This window comes from Actimicrobium sp. GrIS 1.19 (assembly GCF_035984655.1).
Taxonomy (GTDB): Bacteria; Pseudomonadota; Gammaproteobacteria; order Burkholderiales; family Burkholderiaceae_D; genus Actimicrobium.
This window is the reverse complement of the sequence record NZ_JAXCHT010000024.1, coordinates 1-22,418: the sequence shown is the minus strand read 5'-3', so window position 1 is coordinate 22,418 and position 22,418 is coordinate 1. Positions and strand designations below refer to the sequence as shown.

General features: G+C 62.4%; 14 protein-coding genes. 10 read left to right on the top strand and 4 right to left on the bottom strand.

Features of this window, described 5'->3' with window-relative positions:
- The first annotated feature begins 51 nt into the window (after positions 1 to 51).
- The 8 genes from RCH09_RS15660 (at position 52) to RCH09_RS15625 (ending at position 12,928) form a co-directional block, all read left to right on the top strand.
- On the top strand, positions 52 to 1,128 hold the full coding sequence (locus tag RCH09_RS15660; RefSeq protein WP_326942064.1) for a protein-glutamate methylesterase/protein-glutamine glutaminase: 1,077 nt from the start codon (positions 52 to 54) through the stop codon (positions 1,126 to 1,128).
- Between the two features lie 105 nt (positions 1,129 to 1,233).
- Positions 1,234 to 1,632, top strand: a complete 399-nt coding sequence (gene cheY / locus RCH09_RS15655; protein ID WP_326942063.1) for a chemotaxis response regulator CheY — start codon at positions 1,234 to 1,236, stop codon at positions 1,630 to 1,632.
- Positions 1,583 to 2,296, top strand: coding sequence for a protein phosphatase CheZ (cheZ, locus tag RCH09_RS15650; protein ID WP_442785047.1), 714 nt, complete (start codon positions 1,583 to 1,585; stop codon positions 2,294 to 2,296). Before cheY ends, cheZ begins: the two co-directional genes overlap by 50 nt.
- 97 nt (positions 2,297 to 2,393) lie before the next feature.
- Positions 2,394 to 3,608 (top strand): EAL and HDOD domain-containing protein, encoded by a 1,215-nt coding sequence (locus RCH09_RS15645; protein ID WP_326942061.1) that lies wholly within the window; start codon positions 2,394 to 2,396, stop codon positions 3,606 to 3,608.
- 318 nt (positions 3,609 to 3,926) lie between these two features.
- Positions 3,927 to 5,237 carry an efflux RND transporter periplasmic adaptor subunit gene (locus RCH09_RS15640; protein ID WP_326942060.1) on the top strand — a complete coding sequence of 437 codons (1,311 nt, stop codon included), beginning with the start codon at positions 3,927 to 3,929 and terminating at the stop codon, positions 5,235 to 5,237.
- A 10-nt stretch (positions 5,238 to 5,247) separates the two neighbouring features.
- Positions 5,248 to 8,337 (top strand): efflux RND transporter permease subunit, encoded by a 3,090-nt coding sequence (locus tag RCH09_RS15635; protein ID WP_326942059.1) that lies wholly within the window; start codon positions 5,248 to 5,250, stop codon positions 8,335 to 8,337.
- The gene (locus tag RCH09_RS15630; RefSeq protein WP_326942058.1) at positions 8,334 to 11,543 is read left to right on the top strand and encodes an efflux RND transporter permease subunit; all 3,210 of its coding nucleotides are present in this window, start codon (positions 8,334 to 8,336) and stop codon (positions 11,541 to 11,543) included. The genes RCH09_RS15635 and RCH09_RS15630 overlap by 4 nt, the downstream gene beginning before the upstream one ends.
- Positions 11,540 to 12,928: an efflux transporter outer membrane subunit gene (locus RCH09_RS15625; protein ID WP_326942057.1), complete on the top strand. Its 1,389-nt coding sequence runs from the start codon at positions 11,540 to 11,542 to the stop codon at positions 12,926 to 12,928. Before RCH09_RS15630 ends, RCH09_RS15625 begins: the two co-directional genes overlap by 4 nt.
- Positions 12,929 to 12,958: 30 nt before the next feature.
- Here RCH09_RS15625 and RCH09_RS15620 read toward each other — a convergent pair whose 3' ends face one another.
- On the bottom strand, positions 12,959 to 15,238 hold the full coding sequence (locus RCH09_RS15620) for a hypothetical protein (RefSeq protein ID WP_326942056.1): 2,280 nt from the start codon (positions 15,236 to 15,238) through the stop codon (positions 12,959 to 12,961).
- A 375-nt stretch (positions 15,239 to 15,613) separates the two neighbouring features.
- Positions 15,614 to 16,507 (bottom strand): EamA family transporter, encoded by an 894-nt coding sequence (locus RCH09_RS15615; protein WP_326942055.1) that lies wholly within the window; start codon positions 16,505 to 16,507, stop codon positions 15,614 to 15,616.
- 204 nt (positions 16,508 to 16,711) lie between these two features.
- Here RCH09_RS15615 and RCH09_RS15610 point away from each other — a divergent pair, with 204 nt between their 5' ends.
- Entirely contained in the window at positions 16,712 to 18,277 is a 1,566-nt protein-coding gene (locus RCH09_RS15610) for an HDOD domain-containing protein (protein WP_326942054.1), read from the top strand.
- Positions 18,278 to 18,327: 50 nt separating this feature from the next.
- Here RCH09_RS15610 and RCH09_RS15605 read toward each other — a convergent pair whose 3' ends face one another.
- The gene (locus tag RCH09_RS15605; protein WP_326942053.1) at positions 18,328 to 19,332 is read right to left on the bottom strand and encodes a serine/threonine protein kinase; all 1,005 of its coding nucleotides are present in this window, start codon (positions 19,330 to 19,332) and stop codon (positions 18,328 to 18,330) included.
- Between the two features lie 110 nt (positions 19,333 to 19,442).
- Positions 19,443 to 20,621: a GNAT family N-acetyltransferase gene (locus RCH09_RS15600; RefSeq protein WP_326942052.1), complete on the bottom strand. Its 1,179-nt coding sequence runs from the start codon at positions 20,619 to 20,621 to the stop codon at positions 19,443 to 19,445.
- Positions 20,622 to 20,712: 91 nt separating this feature from the next.
- On the opposite strand from RCH09_RS15600, the gene RCH09_RS15595 reads away from it, so the two are divergent.
- On the top strand, positions 20,713 to 22,326 hold the full coding sequence (locus tag RCH09_RS15595; protein ID WP_326942051.1) for an NAD+ synthase: 1,614 nt from the start codon (positions 20,713 to 20,715) through the stop codon (positions 22,324 to 22,326).
- The last annotated feature ends 92 nt before the right edge of the window (positions 22,327 to 22,418 follow it).

Here is a 22,418-nt window from a genome sequence, read left to right as displayed (position 1 = left end):
GGCTGGTTCGACAATATTCAAGATAGCGGGCTGGTCCCGAAAGGCAATCGCATGAAAATCAAAGTACTGATCGTCGATGATTCGGCGCTGATCCGCAGCGTCATGAAAGAGATCATCATGAGTCAGCCCGACATGGAAGTGGTTGGCGTGGCGCCTGATCCGATCGTCGCGCGCGATCTGATCAAGCAAACCAATCCGGACGTGCTGACGCTGGATGTCGAAATGCCAAAGATGGACGGCCTCGATTTCCTTGAGAAACTGATGCGCCTGCGACCAATGCCGGTGCTGATGGTGTCATCGCTGACCGAGCGCGGGTCGGAGATCACCATGCGCGCCCTTGAGCTGGGCGCGGTCGATTTCGTGACCAAGCCCAAGCTGTCGATTCAGTCCGGCATGCGCGAATACACCGAAATGATCGCCGACAAGATTCGTGCCGCCGCCAAGGCACGCATCAGGACACGCGTGCTGGCCGCGCCCGGTTCGCCCGAGCATGTCAGCCAGCCCTTGCCGAAAATCGGCAACACCTTTACCAGTAGTGAAAAGCTCATCATCATCGGCGCCTCCACCGGCGGCACCGAAGCCATCAAGGAATTCCTGCTGCAAATGCCATCGGATTGTCCGGGAATCCTGATTACCCAGCACATGCCGGAAGGGTTCACCCGCTCATTCGCCAAGCGACTCGACGGGTTGTGCAAGATTTCGGTCAACGAGGCCGTCGGCGGCGAGCGGATTTTGCCGGGGCACGCCTATATTGCGCCGGGCCACTCGCACCTGCTGCTGGCACGCAGTGGCGCCAACTACATGACCCAGCTGGACCAGGGCGAGCTGATCAATCGGCACCGGCCGTCGGTGGATGTGTTGTTTCGCTCGGCTGCGCTGTGCGCCGGCAAGAATGCGGTCGGCGTCATTCTGACCGGCATGGGCAAGGATGGTGCGCTCGGCATGCTTGAAATGAAGCAGGCCGGCGCGCATAATTTCGCGCAGGATGAGGCCAGTTGCGTGGTTTTCGGCATGCCGCGTGAAGCCATCGCGGTCGGCGCCACCGATGAAGTCGCGCCATTGCTGGAATTGCCGGGCAAAGTCCTGGGATATCTGGCAGCGCACAGCAGCCGGGCGCTGCGCGTTTAATGGAAACGATCGAGAATCCGTTGATTCAGGCCGGGAACTTCAGTGCATAATGTGCCTCAGGGCTTTTCGATGTATCCACTTTTTTGAAGAACGATGGAGTAATTCATGGCTGGTCCCAATACCAAGTTTTTAGTCGTTGACGATTTCTCCACGATGCGTCGGATCGTTCGCAATTTGCTCAAGGAGCTCGGCTACACCAATGTCGATGAAGCCGAAGATGGCTCGATGGCATTGTCCAAACTCCGTAGCGAGCATTTTGACTTCGTTATTTCGGACTGGAACATGCCGGTCATGGATGGTCTGACGATGTTGCAAAACATTCGTGCCGATCCCGCCCTGGCCAAGTTGCCGGTCCTGATGGTGACCGCCGAAGCCAAAAAGGAAAACATCATCGCTGCGGCGCAGGCCGGCGCCAACGGCTATGTCGTCAAGCCATTCACCGCGGCGACGCTGGATGAGAAGCTGGCGAAGATTTTCGAAAAGCTCGAAAAAGTCGGAGCCTGATTTGGAGACGCCTGCCACCCCTGCGCCGGATCTGACGCAGTCGCGCAACGCTGCCGGCAAGAACGAAGAAGTGCTGGTTCGCGTCGGTCAGATGACGCGCAACCTGCATGACAGTTTGCGCGGGCTCGGCTTTGACAAGGTCATCGAACGTGCCGCCCACGATATTCCGAACGCGCGTGACCGGCTTGACTACGTCGCGCGCATGACCGAACAGGCGGCGCAAAAAGTGCTCAACGCGACCGAGGAAGCCAATCCGCTGCAGAAGCAGATCGAATCCGGCGCCAGCACGTTGCAGGCGCAATGGCAGGCAACGCTCGACGCGCCATTTTCGGAAACCCAGTACCGTGTGCAGGCTGCCCAGACGCTGGCGTATCTGAGCGCAACCAGGGTCGCTGCAGACAGCACCCGGGAACATCTGATGAGCATCATGATGGCGCAGGATTTCCAGGATCTGACCGGGCAGGTAATCAAGAAGGTCACCGAGCTTGCGCACAATCTGGAACAACAGATGATCCAGTTGCTGCTGGATTATGCACCGCCCGAAGTACGTCGCGAGGTCGATGCCGGACTGATGAACGGTCCCCAGATCAATGCTGCGGGCAGTATCGATGTCGTGGCCAATCAGGAGCAGGTCGACGATTTGCTGGATAGCCTCGGATTTTGACCGAGTGTTGCCGGACCAGTTGAAGCGCGGCCGCACCGCGCGAAACAGCAGGTTCGTGTTGTTTTTCTTCTCTTTCCAATTCAAATAAAGCCCGACCATGCAAGACGTCAATTTCATCTTACGCGAGCCGCTGCTTGACCCGACACTGCGGGTTCTCGGTTACGAACTTACCTGGCAGGGCGAAGACGGCTACGTGTCGCAGCCCAGCGAAATCGATTTGCAGGCGATGGCCGCGTTTGTCGGTGAGCGGTTCACGCATCCCGAGCAGGGCTATCAGATGGATGGCACCCTGATCTTTCTGGGCGCAACACCCGAGACCCTGCGCTCGGGCGTGCTGGACGGCCTGTCGCCGAAGGGCACCGTACTCACCATCGAGCGCGCCGATCTCGGCGACGCTTCCGCGATTGACGATATCAAGGCCGCGCGGGCAGCCGGTTTCGGCGTGTTGCTGCGCGATGTCGATCTGGCCAACCAGGACAAGGCGCTGCTGCCGCTGGTCAGCCATATCGAAACCCGTTTCGGCGGTGCCGATTTTGCCGCGCAAGCCAAGCTGTATGCAACGATCAAGCACTCCTCGGTGCGCATGATCAGTCGCGGCGTGCAGAGCTGGCAGGCGTTCGAGGCCTGCGCCACGCTGGGAATGGATGCCTTTGTCGGCAATCTGTACCTGACGGTGCGTCCGGGCGTGACCTCGAAGGGCCTCAATGCCGCGCAGACGATGATCCTGCAGTTGATGGATATGGTGCGCAAGAACGCCGACGTGCGTCAGCTCGAAGGCGTGCTCAAGCGCGATGCGGCGCTGTCCTACAAATTGCTGCGTTATATCAATTCGGCCGGGTTTGGTCTCGGCACCGAAATCCAGTCGCTGCGGCATGCGGTGACGATGCTCGGTTATTCGCCGCTGTACCGCTGGCTCTCGGTGCTGCTGGCCACTGCCAGCAGCGGTGCGCAATCGCCGGTGCTGATGCAGACGGCGATCGTGCGCGGACGTTTTGCCGAATTGCTGGGGCAGAGCTTTCTGCCGAAAAGCGAGGCCGAAAATCTTTTCGTCGCGGGCATGTTCTCGCTGCTGGATCGGTTGCTCGGCATTCCGATGGAAGAAGTGCTCGACAACATTCAACTCTCGGAGCCGGTGGCACAGGCACTGCTGTCGCGCGAAGGCATTTTCGGACCCTTCCTGGCGCTGGCGGAAGCCTGCGAAAAAGACAACGGCGCTGCCGGGCCACTGGCTGAATCGCTGTTCATCAGCGCCAGCCAGGTCAACGAAGCGCACATGGCCGCACTGGTCTGGGCGCAGAGTCTGAAGTTGTAATTACCCATGGCGCCGACGCGTTCGTTGCTCAGGACGCCGTCGGCGCAGCGCGTCGCCGTCACCCCGCCGTTCGGCCATTCGCGCCGACGAACTGTTTCTCTTCTGTAGTCCTCGCATGTCGGGATGTTTCTCGTAGTAACTATTAGCCATAATTGTCACAACTGCAAGCGCACGCCGGTATCGTTTGCCGCTGCGTCGGTTCGCGCACAGCCGACCGGCGGAGTACGTGCGATCATCTCGCCGGTGCCGATGCCGATGCCGGTGCAGTACCCGTTCAGGTCCAAAGGATAAAAGATGCATTTACCAGTTGCGCCCCAAATGACTCCTCGCACCCGGCCAGCGCGGCGCACACTCATCATTGGCACGCTGGTCGCCTTGCTCGCGCTGGTTGCGCTGGGCGGGCTGGCCTGGTATCTGACGCATCGAGAGCCGGCTGCTGGTGCGGCACGGACTGGTGGTGGTGGCGGGCCGGGTGGCGGCGGAGGCGGTCGGCCCAATACGACGGTTGGTGTCGCCACGGTGGAGCCGCTCGATCTGCCCGTGATTCTTGATGCGCTCGGCACCGTCCAGGCCGCCGCCACCGTCACGGTGCGGCCGCAGGTCGGCGGTGTGCTGCAAAAGATCCTGTTCCGCGAAGGCGAGATGGTCAAGGCCGGCCAGCTGCTGGCGCTCATCGATCCGCGCCAGTTCGAGATGGCCTTGATGCAAACCACCGGCCAGCGTCTGCGCGACGAAGCGCAACTGGCCAGTGCCAAAGTCACCCTGCAACGTTATCAAACCCTGCTCGCGCAGGATTCGATTGCGCGCCAGGATGTCGATACCCAGGCCGCGCTGGTCAAGCAACTCGAGGGTACGGTGGTGTCCGATCGTGCCAATGAGGGTACCGCGCGCCTCAATCTGGGTTACAGCAAGATCGTCGCGCCCATCAGCGGACGGGTCGGGTTGCGCGTGGTCGATGTCGGCAATGTGGTCAGCGCCAGCGACGCCAACGGCGTGGCAGTGATCACGCAGGTGACGCCGATCGATGTGCAATTCACGGTGCCGCAGGATCAGGTCGCCGAAGTGATGGCGCGTGCGGCCGAGGGCGCCGCGTTGCCGGTTACTGCACTCGACCGGACCCGCACCACCGCCCTGGGCACTGGGCGCTTCCTGACCCTCGACAATCAAATCGATTTGCAGACCGGTACCGTGCGCGCCAAGGCGCGCTTCGCCAATGACAAGCTGGCGCTGTTTCCGAACCAGTTCGTCAATGTGCAACTGCTGCTGCGCACCATCAAGGGCGCCGCCGCGGTGCCGGTGGCGGCATTGCGGCACAGCGACAAGGGCGATTACGTGTACGTGGTCAATACCGCCGAGCGCACGGTGGCATTGCGCCCGGTCACGCGCGGCCAGGGGACCATTGAACGGATCGAAATTACCAAGGGATTGCAGGTCGGTGAAAAGGTCGTGACCGAAGGCGCGGACCGTCTCAGCGACGGCGCGAAAATCACGCTGGCAGGCGACAAGCCGATGGCGCCTGGCGCGGGCAAGGGCCGTCGTGGCGCACGCCCCGCTGCGGCCGATGGCACGCCAGCCCCGGAAGGCGAACGACGCCGCCGTCCTCAGGCAGCCACCGCACCGGCCCAGTGAGGATAGCGGCATGAATCCGTCACAAGTTTTCATCGCGCGGCCGGTAGCGACAGCGCTGCTGATGGTCGCCATCGTGCTGGCCGGGATCGTCGGTTTCAAATTCCTGCCGTTGTCGGCGCTGCCGCAGGTGGATTTCCCGACCATCCAGGTGCAGACCCTGTATCCCGGCGGCAGTCCCGACGTCATGAGCCAGACCGTGACGGCGCCGCTGGAACGCCAGTTCGGCCAGATGGCCGGGCTGCAGCGCATGAGCTCGACCAGCGCGGCCGGCGTATCGGTCGTGACCCTGCAGTTTGGTCTTGGCCTTGGCCTCGACGTGGCCGAGCAGGAAGTGCAGGCCGCCATCAACGCCGGTGGCTCGCTGCTGCCGGCCGATTTGCCGGCGCCACCGGTGTACGCCAAAATCAATCCGGCCGACGCACCGGTGCTGACGCTGGCGATCACCTCGAAAACACTGCCGCTGACCGAGGTGCAGAACATCGTCAACACCCGCCTTGCGCTGAAGATCAGCCAGGTCACCGGCGTCGGTCTGGTGTCGTTGTCGGGCGGCCAGCGCCCGGCGGTGCGGATTCAGGCCGACACCCAGGCGCTGGCGTCCTACGGCCTGGGACTCGATACGCTGCGCACCGCGATTGCCGCCGCCAATGCCAATAGCGCCAAGGGCAGTTTCGACGGACCGACCCGGTCGTACACGATCAATGCCAATGACCAGCTGCTGGCGGCGGTGGACTACCAGAACCTGATCGTCGCCTACAAGAACGGCGCGCCGGTCAAGTTGTCGAGCGTCGCGCAAATCGTCGACAGCGCCGAAAACGTCAAGCTCGGCGCCTGGTCCGGGTTGACCCCGGCCATCATCCTGAACGTCCAACGCCAGCCGGGCGCGAACGTCATCGCCACCGTCGATGCGATCAAGAAGCGCCTGCCGGAATTGCAGGCCGGCCTGCCCAGCGCGCTGGAAGTCACCGTCCTGAGCGACCGCACCACCGGTATCCGCGCCTCGGTCGAACATGTCGAGACCGAACTGATCCTGGCCGTGCTGCTGGTGGTGCTGGTGATCTTTGCTTTCCTGCACAGCCTCCGCGCGACTGTCATCGCCAGTCTGGCCGTGCCGATCTCGCTGATCGGCAGTTGTGGCGTCATGTACCTGCTGGGCTACAGCCTGAATAATCTGAGCCTGATGGCGCTCACCATCGCCACCGGTTTCGTGGTCGATGATGCGATCGTGATGATCGAGAACATTGCGCGCCACATCGAAGAAGGCGAAACGCCGATGGTCGCCGCGCTCAAGGGCGCCGCGCAGATCGGCTTCACCATCATTTCGCTGACCGTGTCGCTGATTGCCGTGCTCATTCCGCTGCTGTTCATGGGCGATGTCGTGGGGCGGCTGTTTCGCGAGTTTGCCGTCACGCTGGCGATCACGATCCTGATCTCGGCGGTGGTGTCGCTGACGCTGGTGCCGATGATGTCGGCACGCTGGCTCCAGCCGTCGCCGCCAAAAAGCGCCGAGCCGGGCCGGCTGCAACGGTTTTTTGACGGCGTCATGGAACGCTACGACGCCGGGCTGTCATGGGTGCTGGCGCGCCAGGCCCTGACCTTGCTCATTGCGCTGGCCACGCTGGTGCTGACGGTGGTGCTGTATCTGATCATTCCGAAAGGCCTGTTTCCAACCCAGGACACGGGCCAGTTGCAGGCCCGCGTCGAGGCAAGCCAGTCGGTCTCCTATGCGCGCATGGCCAGCCTGCAGCAGGCTGCGGCCGAAACCATCCTCGCCGATCGCGATGTGGCCAGCCTGAGTTCGCTGGTCGGCGTCGATGCCGCGCGCAACACCATGCTGCACACCGGCAGCATGCTGATCAATCTCAAGCGCGACCGCATCGGCACCCAGGAAGCGACCATGAACCGGCTGCGCGACCGGGTCGCGCAAATCGCCGGCGTGACGATCTACCTGCAACCGACCCAGGACCTGACCATCGACGCCGAAACCGGCCCGACCCAGTATCGCGTCTCGCTCGAAGGCGCCGACAATGCCACCGTGGTGCAGTGGGCCGGCAAACTGGTGCAGCAGATGAAAACACTGCCGCAGTTGCGCAACGTGGTGTCGGATGCGAATGCCAGCGGCACCTCGGTCTACATCGACATCGACCGCGACAGCGCCGCGCGCCTGTCGATCAGCGCCGCATCGATCGACGACGCGCTCTACAGCGCGTTCGGACAGCGCATCGTCTCGACCATCTTTACCGAAACCAACCAGTATCGCGTGATCCTGGAAGCGCAACCGAATTCGCTGACCACACCGGCGCAACTGGGGCAACTGCAACTGCGCACCGGTTCCGGCAAGGCCACGCCGTTGTCGGCGATTGCCACCATCAGCGAGCGGCCGGCGCCGCTGCAAGTCACGCACGTGGCGCAGTTTCCGGCCACCACGCTGGGCTTCGATACGGCGGCTGGCGTATCGCTGGGCAAGTCGGTCGACGTGATCAAGCAGGCCGCGCTCGACATCAACCTGCCGCCGTCGGTGTCGCTGACCTTCCTCGGCGCGGCCGGCGCCTACCAGACTGCATTGAGCAGCCAGCTGTGGCTGATCCTGGCCGCGCTGGTGTGCGTCTACATCGTGCTGGGCGTGCTGTATGAAAGCTATATCCATCCGCTGACGATCCTGTCGACGCTGCCGTCGGCCGGCGTCGGTGCGCTGCTGGCATTGATGATCAGTGGTCAGGACCTGGGCGTGATCGGCATCATCGGCATCATCCTGCTGATCGGCATCGTCAAGAAAAACGCCATCATGATGATTGACTTCGCCATCGAGGCCGAACGTCATCAGGGCATGTCGGCGCAGCAGGCGATTCACCAGGCCGCGCTGTTGCGCTTCCGGCCGATCCTGATGACCACGCTGGCCGCTCTGTTTGCCGCTGTGCCGCTGATGCTGGGCTGGGGCGACGGTGCCGAATTGCGCCGGCCGCTTGGCCTGGCCATCTTCGGTGGCCTGATCGTCAGCCAGATGCTCACGCTGTTCACCACGCCGGTGATCTATCTCGGCTTTGACCGGCTCGGTCGCAGCTGGTCGCAGCGCTTTGGCAAGCCGGCGCCGGAGCCAACGTGAATCTGTCGGCGCCCTTCGTCCGTCGTCCGATCGCCACCACGCTGCTGACGATCGGACTGGCGCTGGCCGGCATCGCGGCCTTCTTCGTCCTGCCGGTGTCTCCGTTGCCGCAGATCGATTTTCCGGCGATCTCGGTCAGCGCCTCGTTGCCTGGCGCCAGTCCGAGCACGATGGCGACCAGTGTCGCGACGCCGCTGGAACGTCGCCTCGGGGTGATCGCCGGGGTCAATGAAATGACCTCGTCGAGCGGGACCGGCTCGGCCCGGATCAATTTGCAGTTCGATCTCAATCGCAAGATCGACGCCGCCGCACGCGAAGTGCAGGCCGCCATCAACGCCTCCCGCGTCGATCTGCCGGCGACGCTGCGCAGCAACCCGACCTACCGCAAGATCAATCCATCCGACGCGCCGATCATGATCCTGGCGCTGACCTCCAAAACGCGCACGCCCGGCCAGATCTACGACCAGGTCTCGAATCTGGTGCAGCAGAAGCTGGCGCAGGTGCAGGGTGTCGGCGATGTCGAACTGGGTGGCAGCACGCTGCCGGCGGTGCGGGTCGAGCTGTTGCCGTATGCGCTCAACAAGTACGGCGTGAGCATGGAAGACGTGCGCGCCGCGATCCAGTCTTCCACCGCGAATCGGCCCAAGGGCGCGATCGAAGGCGATGAACGCCGGCTGCAAATTTACACGCCGCCGGGTGGACGCAACGCCGCCGATTATCGCGGGCTGGTGGTGGCGTGGCGCAACAACGCGGCGGTCCGGCTGGGCGATGTCGCCGAAGTCATCAACAGTGTCGAGAACATCAACACGCTCGGGCTGTTCAACGGCGAGCCGGCAGTGGTGGTGCTGATCACGCGCCAGCCCGGCGCCAATGTGATTGAAACGGTCGACGGCGTGCGCGCCTTGCTGCCGACGTTGCAGGCGCAATTGCCGGCCGATGTGCGCCTCGAGATTGCCTCCGACCGCACCAATTCGATTCGCGCGTCGCTGCACGAAATCGAAGTCACGCTGCTGATTTCGATTGCGCTGGTGGTGCTGGTGGTCAGCGCCTTCCTGCGCAATGTGCGCGCCACCATCATCCCGGCCGTGGCCACCGTGGTGTCGTTGCTGGGCACCTTCGGCGTGATGTATCTGCTCGGCTTTTCGCTCAACAATCTGAGCCTGATGGCCCTGACGGTGGCGACCGGATTCGTGGTTGACGATGCCATCGTTGTGCTGGAAAACACCAGCCGACATATCGAGGCCGGGATGGAGCGCATGCAGGCCGCGCTGCTGGGCGCGAAAGAGGTCGGCTTCACCGTGCTGTCGATCAGCGTCTCGCTGGTGGCGGTGTTCATTCCGTTGCTGTTCATGGGTGGCCAGCTGGGGCGGCTGTTTCGCGAATTCGCTGTCACGCTGTCGGCGGCGGTGATGATTTCGCTGGTCATTTCTCTGACCACCACGCCGATGATGTGCGCCTGGCTGCTCAAGCCCGCTGGCAACGGCAAGCCGCCCGGACGGATTGCGCGCTGGTTCGAACGCGGCTTCGATCACCTGCACCGCAGTTACGAGCGCAGCCTCGACTGGGCCATGCACAGCGTCTGGCAAGTCATGCTGATTTTGCTGGTGGTGGTTGGCCTGAATGTCTATCTGTTCATCGCTGCACCCAAAGGCTTCTTTCCGGACCAGGATACGGGGCAGCTCAACGGCGGCCTGCGTACCGACCAGAGCATTTCATTCCAGGGCGCGCAACAGAAATTGCGGCAACTGGTCGACATCATCAAGGCCGACCCGGTGGTGGACACCGTGGTGGGATTCACCGGCGGTGGACGGGCCGGCGGCGGCTTCATGTTCGTTACGTTGAAGCCGGTCGGACAGCGCAAGGAAGGCGGCCAGGCCGTGATCGCGCGCCTGCGTCCGAAGCTGGCGCAAGTAACCGGCGTGAGCCTGTTCCTGAATCCGGTGCAGGATCTGCGCATGGGCGGCCGGCAAACCAATTCGACCTATCAGTACACGCTCAAGAGCGACAACGTGGCCGACCTGAAACTGTGGGCCGGCAAGCTGGCCGACGCGATGAAGCTGCAACCGGCCCTGATCGATGTCGACACCGACCAGCAGGAAAACGGTGTCGAAACCTTCGTCAAGATCGACCATGAGAGCGCTGCCCGGCTGGGCCTGACGTCGCGCGATGTCGACAATGCGCTCTACAACGGCTTCGGCCAGCGCCAGGTCGCTACCATCTATTCCGAGCTCAACCAGTACCACGTGGTGATGGAAGTCGCGCCGCGTTACGCCCGCAGTCCCGAGGCGTTGAACGACGTGTACGTGCCGGCCAAGGGCGTGGTGTCGACCGCCATCGCGCCACCCACGACCACCGCGACCACTGCGACCACCAGCAACGTGGTCAGCAACCCGGCGTTGCGCGACCCGTCCAGCGGCACCGCCCTGAGCACGACCGCCGTGCGCATGGTGCCGTTGTCGGCGATTGCCAGTTTTGCCGACAGTGCCACGGCCACCTCGATCAGTCATCAGGATGCCGAACTGGCCACCACCGTGTCGTTCAATCTGGCCGACGGCAGCAAGCTGCCCGAGGGGCAGGCCGCGGTCAGGCAGGCCGAAGCCGACATCGGCATGCCCATCAACGTGCGCGGCAGCTTCGAAGGCACGGCGCGTGCGGCGCAGGATTCGCAGGGCGAGCAACCGTTGCTGATCCTGGGCGCGCTGGTGGTCATCTACATCGTGCTCGGCATGCTGTACGAAAGCCTGATCCATCCGGTCACCGTGCTGTCGACGCTGCCCTCGGCCGGCGTCGGCGCGATTCTGGCGCTGCTGCTGTTTAACATGGAATTCTCGGTGATCGCCCTCATTGGCGTGTTCCTGCTGATCGGCATCGTCAAGAAGAATGCCATCCTGATCATCGATTTCGCGCTGGAAGCCCAGCGCTCGCGCGGCCTGTCGGCCTTCGATGCGGTGCGCGAAGCCTGCCTGCTGCGCTTCCGGCCGATCCTGATGACCACGGTGGCGGCCGCGCTCGGCGCCTTGCCGCTGGCAATCGGTTTCGGCGAAGGCTCGGAACTGCGCCGGCCGCTCGGCGTTGCCATCATCGGCGGACTCATCGCCAGTCAATTGCTGACCTTGCTGACCACCCCGGTGGTCTACATCCTGCTGGACCGCTTCCGGCGCAGCAATCCGAATCCACGTCTGATTACCGAACCACTTACACCATGAATCTTCCGATGCGCCTGACACCACGTCATTTCCTGATTGCGCTGGCCCTGCTGGTAGGTGGTTGCGCGGTTGGTCCCAACTATGAACAGCCTGTAATGGCGACGCCGACGGCCTACAAGGAACTGGCCGGATGGGAACGCGCCACGCCTGCCGATGCGCTTGATCGTGGCACCTGGTGGACGCTGTTCAACGACAGCGACCTCAACGCGCTGGTCGCACAGGTGGCGGTGTCGAACCAGAACGTGGCCGCCGCCACCGCCGCGTATGCGCAGGCACGCGCACTGGTGGGGCAGCAGCGCGCGAGCCTGTATCCGGCCGTGTCGCTCGATGGCAGCGGCCGCCGTGCCGGCACCGACAGCAACGTCGGCAACACCTTCCAGGCCAGTGTTGGCGCGAGCTGGGAAGCCGATCTCTGGGGCCGCTTGCGACGCGGCGTCGACAGTGCCGACGCCAGCGCGCAAGCCAGTGCCGCGGATCTGGCCGGAGCCTTGCTGTCGGCCCAGGGTGAACTGGCGAGCGATTATTTTTCAGTACGCCAGGCCGACGCCGAAAGCGCGCTGCTGCAAGCCACCATTGTTGGCTATCAGCGCGCGCTGACGATTACGCAGAACCGCTATGACGCCGGCATCGCGCCCAAGACCGACCTGCTGCAGGCGCAAACCCAACTGGCCAATGCCCAGGCCGAACTGATCGGCCTGACCCGCACCCGCGCCCAGTTCGAACATGCGATGGCGGTACTGACCGGCAAGGCGCCGGCCGATTTCGCGCTGGCCGTGGCGCCGTGGCGTGCGACGCTGCCGCAGATTCCGGTTGGCGTGCCGTCGACGCTGTTGCAGCGCCGTCCCGATATCGCTGCCGCCGAACGCCGCGTGGCATCCGCCAACGCACAAATCGGCATCGCGCAATCGGCGTATTACCCAAGTCTGAATCTGAGCGCCAGCGGTGGCAGCAGCGCCAGCCGGGTGGCCGACCTGTTCGCCGCCTCGACCAGCATCTGGTCATTGGGCCTGTCGAGCGCGCAGGTGCTGTTCGATGCCGGCGCCACGCGCGAACGGGTCAATGCCGCCCGCGCCAGCCAGGAACAGGCGGCGGCGCGCTATCGCCAGACCGTGCTGGAGGCCTTCGCCAGTGTCGAAGACCAGCTCAACGCCACCACCGTGCTGGCGCAGCAGCAGAGCCTGCGCGAACAGGCCTCGCGCGCCGCCGATGACACCGAAGCGCAGGCGTTGAACCGCTACCGCGCCGGGCAGATCAGTTATACCGAAGTCGTCACCGCCCAGGCCAGCGCACTCAGTGCGCGGCGCGCGCTGGTGCAACTGGCGGCCAGCCGGCAGGTGACGGCGGTGGCGCTGATTCAGGCGTTGGGCGGGGGTTGGCAACAGTAACAGGCAGGCATGGATTCCGAATACGTCGTTTCACCGAACTCCGCTTTTGACGTTTTTTTCCAGTTTGTCAAATTGGCGTGCCATTGCACGCTCTCGCGCGAGATTAAGACGGGCTGCGTTGGCTTGCATGGCCTGATCGATTTCGTCGTCCTTTCGTATGTTGAGAATGCGCTGGAAATGCGTTGACGAGCGGTACAGGGCGACGGCAGAGCGATTAGTCCTCGCCTGCGTGATTACGTGATTGAGGTGAACCGCATTTTCAGCCCGGTTGTCGGTTGCCCGGGTAGTTTCCACCCTGACAGACCCATCCGCGGCACGACTGAAAATCTTGGTGTTTTCGTGTCCCACGTCTCCGTCGACCACCACCACGCAATTACATCTGTTATCAGAAACCTTGAGCCATTGCTCGATTTCGTCGTCGCCACCAAAGCTGCCGCGCAGGGCCTGGAAGTCGGCGTAGCGCTCGTTGGTGACCTCACCTTTTTCGCGTTCCAACTCAGTAAGGTTAAATCCACGACCGCCTTGACCATGTACGAGCGCATTGTCAACTTGATGGTAGTTGTGTTTGACATCTTCCCCTGTAAGCGAACCGCGGCGGACGTCCGCTACCTGCTTTCGTATCTTGTCAACCTCCGCCTCGGGTAACTTTTGCTGCCGCAGGCTATGCCAAAGGCAGTCGCCGCCGCCGCCATAGTCTTTCAGCTCGAAAGCAAGCCGGTCGAAAGGAATTCGCGCGTCGCTTCTTGTGGCTGCATGCGGTTTGCTGAGCTTATCGATTACCCGCTGTGTTCGTGGACTGGCAGGCTCGCCGGGTGAAGCTGGAGGAGATGGCGACCGACCCCCGCGTTTTTTGAACATGCCCACGAGCTTGCTTGCTGACCTCTTTTCCGCTGCCTGGGCTCCCTCATCGCCAGAAACTTTTTGATGCGGCCGGTTTCGTCCTGTTTTGTCGGTGACAGGGCTGTCCGGTGTTTTCTCCCTGCCGAAAAAGCTGAACCTGCGTTTCGCGGGGCTCGGTGTCCCGGTTTTTGGAGACATTGATCCGACAATTGTTTCACCGCGTGCCGACTTGGACTTAGGTTCGGCGGGTGGCGCTGCGTTTGCGGCAGGTGTTGTCGTTGGACCAGGCGTGGGCGACGTGATGGAGGCGTCCGGTGGTGTGTTTTTCTCTTCACCAACGCCAGCGTCTTTCAATATACGTTCTGGAGATCTCGCTCCGCCAGTTTCTTCCAGGAGTGACGACATGGGCTGAGCTGGATAGGTTGGTGATGGCGCTCGACGAGGGGCGGGCGGCATTCTGGGCTCGTCCACTTGACTCCGTTTCGCTTCATCGTCGCCAGCGCCCTTGAGCTGCTGCTCGATTCGCGCCCGACCCGCCGAGTCACTGGGCGACGCTGGCGTGCCCAGCGCCGGCATGGCGCGAGGGCTGCGCAGCTCACCCAGCAAGGTCGTACGCAGCGCATCAAACTGTTCAATCGTGTGGATGAAGTTCGGCCCGCGCTGCTCCCGGCCTCGAAGAACCGCCGCCTCCAGTGCGCCATCAAGATCAGCTTCCGTCTGGATCGCGCCGTCCGCAAGTTGTCGGCAAATTTCGCGATAGACAATCAGGGCGGCATTGCGACCGATGCCACCCTGGCTGACCATCAGCGGGTCGGTTTGTTGCGACGACCCGTCGCTGTCACGCGCCAGTGCACGATGCGCATCTACAATGTGATTGGCACGCAGGATGGCGTCTTCCTTCAGCATCTTGCCGCCGTTGAACGCCAGCGCGATCTGCGTCACCGGCACCGTAAACGTTTCCTTGGTTTCGCGGTCATGTACTGTCAGCTCAACATGGCGGTGATCCGATCGGTCGGCAGCGGCGGCTGCGCCGTCTACGGCAACCACGTCGCGGATCTCATACCGCTCGCCCAGTTCCATGTCGACGCCCCAGGGGTTTCTGCCAAATTTGTCCTTCAGTTGGTCGAGAATCGGATACTCCTTCGACGCCCAGGTGCGGTGCGCCGTTCTTGAAACAAACTGGACCACGCCCTGTCGCGTTTCAATACCCTGCTGCAAAAAATTCTTGCTCTTCGGAAAATCCATCGGCGACTGTCCTGCCGCATACGTCCGGCCGGTTTCCATTTCAATCGCGTTGGCGTGCAGCCTGCGCACGTCCCTGTTGTCGGGCGGTCCGTGCTGAACCACGATCGGGTAGGCAGTCACGCAGCCGATACCGGTTGCATTGGCCTCGGCGCCCGGAATGTCGTTTCGCACGGTGGACAAGGGCGTTTCCTTGCAGAGCTTCACCCACTGTTTGAGGACTTTCATGGGAATGTCGGCGCCGGCCTGAGGCGGAGGAAGCGGACTTGACGGACGTGAAGAAACGGATTGCATGATGACTATCTCGCGTGATCTATAGGAGGTGAAATGACTGGCTTGCCGCACCGCAGCGTGTCGCGCCCGTTCAGCCGGGCGTGACGAGTCTCGGCGCGCGGCGCCCGATCAATTGTTTCGGGGGCAGCAGAGGAGGGGGTGCAACAAGGACTGGTCGAGGACGACGTTGCGGCGGCAAAGGCATGCCTTGCCGTTGAATGCACTGGCCCACTGGCGCTCCGTTTCAATTGGGATCGGCACGTGCCGACCTCCCTTGAATGTTGCGTGGTGCGATCCGGTTCCTGCGTCAGCCTGTTTTTTTCGCCCGACTCAGCTCGCGCGTGCGCTGCGGGTGCGCAGCGCCAGCAGGATGCGGCCGCCGAACACATTCACCGCCAGCCCGCCGAGCACCATCACGCCGGCCAGGATCTTCCACCATTGCAGTGGTTCGCCGAGTACGATCGCTGCACTCAACATGCCGGTCACCGGTACCAGCAGCGTGAAGGGCGCGATGGTCGCGGTGGGATACTTGCGCATCAGGACCGACCAGATGCCGAAGCCGAGGATGGTGTTCGGGTAGGACTGGAAGAACACGGCGCCGACCGACAGCCAGCTCAGGTTGGCGGCGGCAGTCGTCCAGGCATCGAAGCCCTCGAACGCCAGCGATGCCAGCAGCAGCGGCGGGGTCGCCAGCAGCGAACCCCAGACCACCAGTTCGACCGGATTGACCTTGCCCATCTTCTTGGTGAAGATGTTCGCCACCGCCCAGCACACGCCGCCGGCGATGACCATCGCAAAACCGATCAGGGTCGGCTTGGCAGTGATCTGCGAGGCCACCAGCACCATGCCGCCGAGTGCGATCAAGGCACCGATCAGTTGCGTGACGACCGGACGCTCGCCCAGCAGCAGCACCGCCAGACCGATCGTGAAAAACGCCTGCAACTGGATCACCAGCGACGCCAGCCCGGGCGGAAAGCCGAGATGCATGCCTGAAAACAGCAGCGTGAATTGAAACGCAAACTGGAACAGGCCATAGCCGGCCAGGTAGCGAAAGGCAATGGACGGACGCTTGATGAAAAACGCCAGCGGCAGGGCGGCGAACAGAAAACGCAGCGCCGTGAACAGGATCGGCGGCAAGCCTTGCAGGCCGAGTTTGATGACGACGAAATTAAAGCCCCAGATCATGACAACGGCGAGGGCGATCAGAATATCGGTGGCTTGCATGGCAGCGGCGGGAAAATGGTCAGGGCCCGATTGTACGGAGTTCGTGGCGATCAGGTAGGGATGCTTGATGCAAATGTCTGGGCGGCTGCGCGCAGTGCAGCGCAACATCGACAATTCGGCAGGCTTGCGGCATCATCGAACGCTTCGGCGACGGCGCCATACGGCCGTCGATCCCTCCGACCCAGGTTTCACCAAAGAGCGCCCATGACTGCTGTATTTTCTTCCGCGCACGACGATGAACCCGCCCAGGTGCGCAACGAGCTGCTGCACAAGATCGCCAATGATTCGAGCCTGCCGGCGTTGGGCAGCTCGATTGCGCAGGTGGTGCAGCTGGCGTCGTCGAGTGACGAAGCGGTGCGCAATCTGGCGCACTTCGTGCTGTCGGATGCCGGGCTGACGCAAAAAATCCTGCGGCTGGCCAATACCGTGGCCTACCGCACCAGCTCCGGCACGGCGGTCACTACCATCTCCCGTGCCATTTTCGTGCTGGGGTTCGACGCCGTCAAAACCAGTGCACTGGCGATGCTGCTGGTCGATGGCATGTCCGGCAAGCATGCGCATTACGTGCGCGCCGAGCTGTCGCATGCGCTGTGCGCCAGCATCGTCGGACGCGAACTGGCGCGGCGCAGTCATTTCAAGGATTCCGAAGAAGCCGCCGTCGCTGCCCTGTTCAAGAACATGGGCCGGCTGCTGGTGGCGGCGCATGGTCACCTGTACTACCGGGAGATCGATGCCCTGATCGAAACCGAAAGCCTGCCGCCGCAGCGCGCCGCGATGCGGGTGATTGGCTGCAGCTTTGAATCGCTGGCCGAATCGGTGCTGCGCGAATGGGAAATTCCCGACAGCATCATCCACGCGCTGGCGGCGATTCCCTCCGGCGTGGTCAAGCCGGCGCGTACCCGCCAGGAATGGATGCAGCAGGTGGCCGCCTTCAGCACCACCGCCGCAGCGCTGATTCCGCACATGAAGGACCCGGCCGATGACCTTGCCACGCGTGCCTTGCTGACCCGTTTCGGTACGGCGTTTCAGCTTGATCACGACGCCATGGTGGCGCTGTTGCGCACGGTTGCCGAACAGGCGCGTGTGCTGACCACCACCAGCAAGCTGATGCCGATGGAGCCTGAGCCGGATGCGCAGCAGGAAACGGCTGACACAACGCTTGCTGCCGATGCCTTGCCGCTGGATATTTTGATGGCGGCTGAGCCCGAGCTCAGCATGTCGGCCGAAACCTGTTACCCCAGCGGCAAACCGCTGAATGCGCGCGAGCTGCTGCTCGCGGGTGTGCAGGATGTGACCGAGATGATGGCCTCGGGTCGCTGCAAGATGAATGATCTGGTGCTGCTGGCGCTGGAGACGCTATATCGCAGCATGGGCTTTCGCTTTGCCACGATCTGCGTGCGCGACGCCCGCACCGGCCAGTTTCGCGCCCGCATCGCCCTGGGTGAAAAAAATGACGCGCGCCAGGCCGAGTTCGTGTTCGCCGCCGGCGTCGAGCGCGACCTGTTTTCGCTGGCCCTGAAAAACGACGCCGACCTGCTGATCTCCGACGCCAGTGCGGCCAATATCGCCGCGTTGATCCCGGCCTGGCATCGGGCGCTGCTGCCGGATGCGCGCAGCTTCATCGTGCTGCCGCTGGTAATTCAGGGCAAACCGTTCGGGCTGTTTTATGGCGACCGGATTAACACTGCGCCGGAAGGCGTGCCGGCCGATGAGACCGCGCTGATCAAGATGTTGAAGGGGCAGGTGATTGCGGCACTGACGCCGCGATAAACCAAACCGGCATGCTGCCGCGCTGGCAAGAAACGCCGCCAGCGCGTGGCTCAGAAATGCCAGACCTGCCACGCCACCATCGCCACCGCACCGGCCAGCGCGATGCACCCGATCAGGAAGGACGGGCGTGCATAGATCGGCTGATCGGCGCCGTCCTCGACCTCATCGACCGGCATCGACATCTTCAGGCGCCGCCGCGCGCGTTTGCCGTCGATCAGATAGCGCTTGATCTCGTTGGTCATTTCATCGGCGCTCTGGTAGCGCCGTTCGGGCTGCTTGCTCATCGCCTTCATGACGATTTTTGACAGGGCAATGGGAATCGACGCATCGACTTCGTGCGGCTTGTCGGGCGCCTTGTAGGCGATCAGATGCAGCAGCTTGTCGGTGTCGCGCGAGACGAACGGCTTGCGTCCGGTCAGCATCTCGAACATCACCGCACCGAGCGAATAGATATCGGTGCGGGAGTCGACTTCACGGCCGGTCGCCTGTTCCGGCGACATGTAATTGGGGGTGCCGAGCAGGTTGTTGCGAAACAGCGTGAAGGGCTCTTCGGCACCGGCCAGATTTTCGGCGATCCGGTTGGGTGCGCGGGCAATCCCGAAATCCACCAGCTTGGGCTGATGATCGGCCACCAGAAAGATGTTGGCCGGTTTGATATCGCGATGCACCACGTTCTGCTGGTGCGCGTAATGCAGTGCATCGGACAGTTTCCAGATGATCGAGGCGACGTCGTCGAGCTCGAACTTGTGGCCCTCGTCGAGCAGCTTGCTCAGTTCGCGACCGCGCAGGAATTCCATGGCGATGTAGGTTTCCGGTCCTTCGCTAGAGGCTTCGAAGATGGTGACGATGTGCGGATGCGACAGGCGGCCGGCGGCGCGCGCTTCATTGATCAGCTGCTGTTCGTGCGCGCGGCGTTCCTGTGGCGTGAGCTTCGGATTGAAAATCTTGATGGCGACATCGCGGTCGATGACCGGATCATGGCCGATGTAGACGGCGCCGACCGTGCCACGGCCGAGTTCACCGGTGATGTGAAAGCGGCCGATCCGGCTCAGCATGGGAGCTGCAGCCGTGGGATTTGGACGAAGGCCGATGGTCATTGTGCGCAGGTGTGTGAAGAACAGGCCTCACGCTACAAGCGCCATGGTGTATGCGTCAACACCAATTTTCAATTGTTCACAGTACCGGTTGCCGTGCGAAACGGATTGCGGTCGTTGAGTTCGTCGATATACGAGGCGATGCCACCGCTCTCGCGCTCCAGAAACCGCTCGATCGCATCGGCAAACGACGGGTGCGCCAGCCAGTGCGCGGACCAGGTTTTTTGCGGCAGGAAGCCGCGCGCCATCTTGTGTTCGCCCTGCGCGCCGCCCTCGAAGCAGCCGATCCGGTGGGCGATGCAGAATTCGAGTGGCTGGTAGTAGGCGGTTTCAAAGTGCAGGCACGGCACATCCTCGATCGCGCCCCAGTAGCGTCCATACAACGTGTTGTTATCGTGAACGACCAGCGAGGCCGCAATTGGCGCGCCATTCTTTTCGGCAATGATCAACAGTATGTGCTGCGGCATGGTTGCGCCGATGCGCTTGAAAAAAGCCAGGTTCAAATACGGCGTCGAGTGATGCGCGGCGTAGGTGTGGGCGTAGCAGCGATTGAAGAACTGCCAGTCGTTTGCACTGGCGTCGGCGCCCTGGACCTGGCGAAAGACAATCCCTTGTTCGGCCACCTTGCGTCGTTCGGCGCGAATGTTCTTGCGCTTCTTGCGTTCCAGCGTATCGAGGAATTCATCGAAACTGGCGTAACCCGGATTGATCCAATGGAACTGCACACCGGCGCGCAGCATGAAGCCGGCTTCCTTCAGTTGGCTGGCCTGTTGCTCGGGTGGATACAGCACGTGGGTGGACGATACCTTGCTGTTGACCTGCACCGCGCAGAGGGTCTCGATCAAGGCGACGCGCGCGCTGTCATCGCGTGCCAGCAGGCGTGTGCCGGTGACCGGCGTGAACGGAATCGACGACAGCAGCTTGGGGTAATACTCCAGCCCATGGCGCTGGTAGGCATCGGCCCAGGCCCAGTCGAAGACATATTCGCCGTAAGAGTGCATCTTGGCGTACAACGGCATGGCCGCCGCCAGTTCCTCACCGTCCCACAGCGTCAGGAATTGGGGCTGCCAGCCTGACTCGATCGAGGCACAGCCTGTCTCGTGCAGGGCATGCAGAAAGGCATAGGACAGGAACGGATTGGCATCGGATTGCAAGGCCAGCAGGCCATCCCATGCGGCTTGCCCGACCTCAGTCAAAGAAGAGATGATTTGCGTGCGATAATTCAAGATAGTTTCACAATAAATTTTCATTAATTTACATTTTGTCAACTGATCGTGATGTCCGGCGCGCAGCTGGTTGCGTCAGTTGATTCACCCGGTAACAGATCAAAGAGTATTTGCCATGACAGTGAAAGTCGCCATCGCGCAAATCAACCCGACCGTCGGCGACCTGGCCGGCAACAGTGCGCGCATCGTCGCGTTCGCGCAGCGTGCCGCGGCACAGGGCACCGATATCGTGCTGACGCCGGAATTGTCACTGGTCGGTTATCCACCGGAAGACTTGTTGTTGCGAGAATCATTCTACGCACAATCGGCGTTGGCGGTTTCGCACCTGGCCGACGAGCTGGCCGCGTTTGCCGGACTGCATGTGGTGGTCGGCGTGCCGTTGCAGGAGAACGGACGGCGCTTCAACGCCGCGCTGGTGCTGGCCGATGGCAAGGTGATTGCCAGCTACCGCAAATCGGCATTGCCCAATGACACGGTATTCGACGAGAAGCGCTATTTTGCCGAAGGCAGCGAGGCCTGCGTGTTCGAGGTCAAGGGCGTGCGTTTCGGCATCAATATCTGCGAAGACACCTGGTTCAACCAGCCCCCCGCGCGCGCCAGGGCCGCCGGGGCGCAGGTGTTGCTGGTGCCGAACGGCTCGCCGTACCACATGAACAAGCAGCACCTGCGCTTCGACGTCATGCGTGCGCACGTCAGCGCGCAGGGCCTGGCGCTGGTGTATGCCAATCTGGTTGGCGGCCAGGACGAGTTGATCTTCGATGGCAATTCGTTCGTGATGGACGCCGCCGGTGTCATCGCCGCCCAGCTCAAGCACTTTGAAGAAGACCTGCAGGTCATTGAATTCGACGGCGCCACGCCGATCCCCGCTACGCTGCCGGCCGAACTGTCGGTCGAGGCGCAGGTGTATCAGGCGATGGTGCTGGGCGTGCGCGATTACATCGGCAAGAATGGTTTTCCGGGCGCGCTGATCGGGCTGTCGGGCGGCGTCGATTCTGCCCTGACGCTGGCGGTTGCGGTCGACGCGCTGGGCGCCGACAAGGTCCGCACCGTGATGATGCCATCGCCGTACACCGCCGAGATTTCCTGGATCGATTCGCGCGACATGGCGCAGCGCACCGGGGTGCGTTACGACGAGATTCCGATCGCCGACTGCTTCGCCGCATTTCGCCACACGCTGGCCGATGAGTTCAAGGGTCTGCCCGAGGACACCACGGAAGAAAACATCCAGGCGCGCATCCGCGGCACCATCCTGATGGCGCTGTCGAACAAGCACGGTTCGATCGTGCTAACGACCGGTAACAAGAGCGAGATGGCGGTCGGCTACTGCACGCTGTATGGCGACATGGCGGGCGGTTTCGCAGTCCTCAAGGACATCGCCAAGACGCTGGTGTATCGCCTCTGCGCATATCGCAATGGGATCTCGGAAGTGATCCCGCAACGGATCCTGACGCGCGCCCCGTCGGCCGAACTGCGCCCCGACCAGACCGACCAGGATTCGCTGCCGCCGTACGAGATTCTCGACGCCATCATGCAGTTGTTCATGGAAGAAAATCGCAGTGTCGATGAAATTCTGGCGGCCGGATTCCGGGTCGAGGATGTCACCCGCATTACGCACCTGATCAAGATCAACGAGTACAAGCGCCGCCAGTCGCCGGTCGGGATACGGGTAACGCACCGTGCCTTCGGCCGCGACTGGCGCTATCCGATTACGTCGAAGTTCAGAAGCTAGGGAAACGCGGAACAAATCGAATTCCGCTTGTTTGACGGCGTAGCGCGGGATTTTTGTTCGCGTTACGTCGAACGTTTGCGATTTTTCCTGTG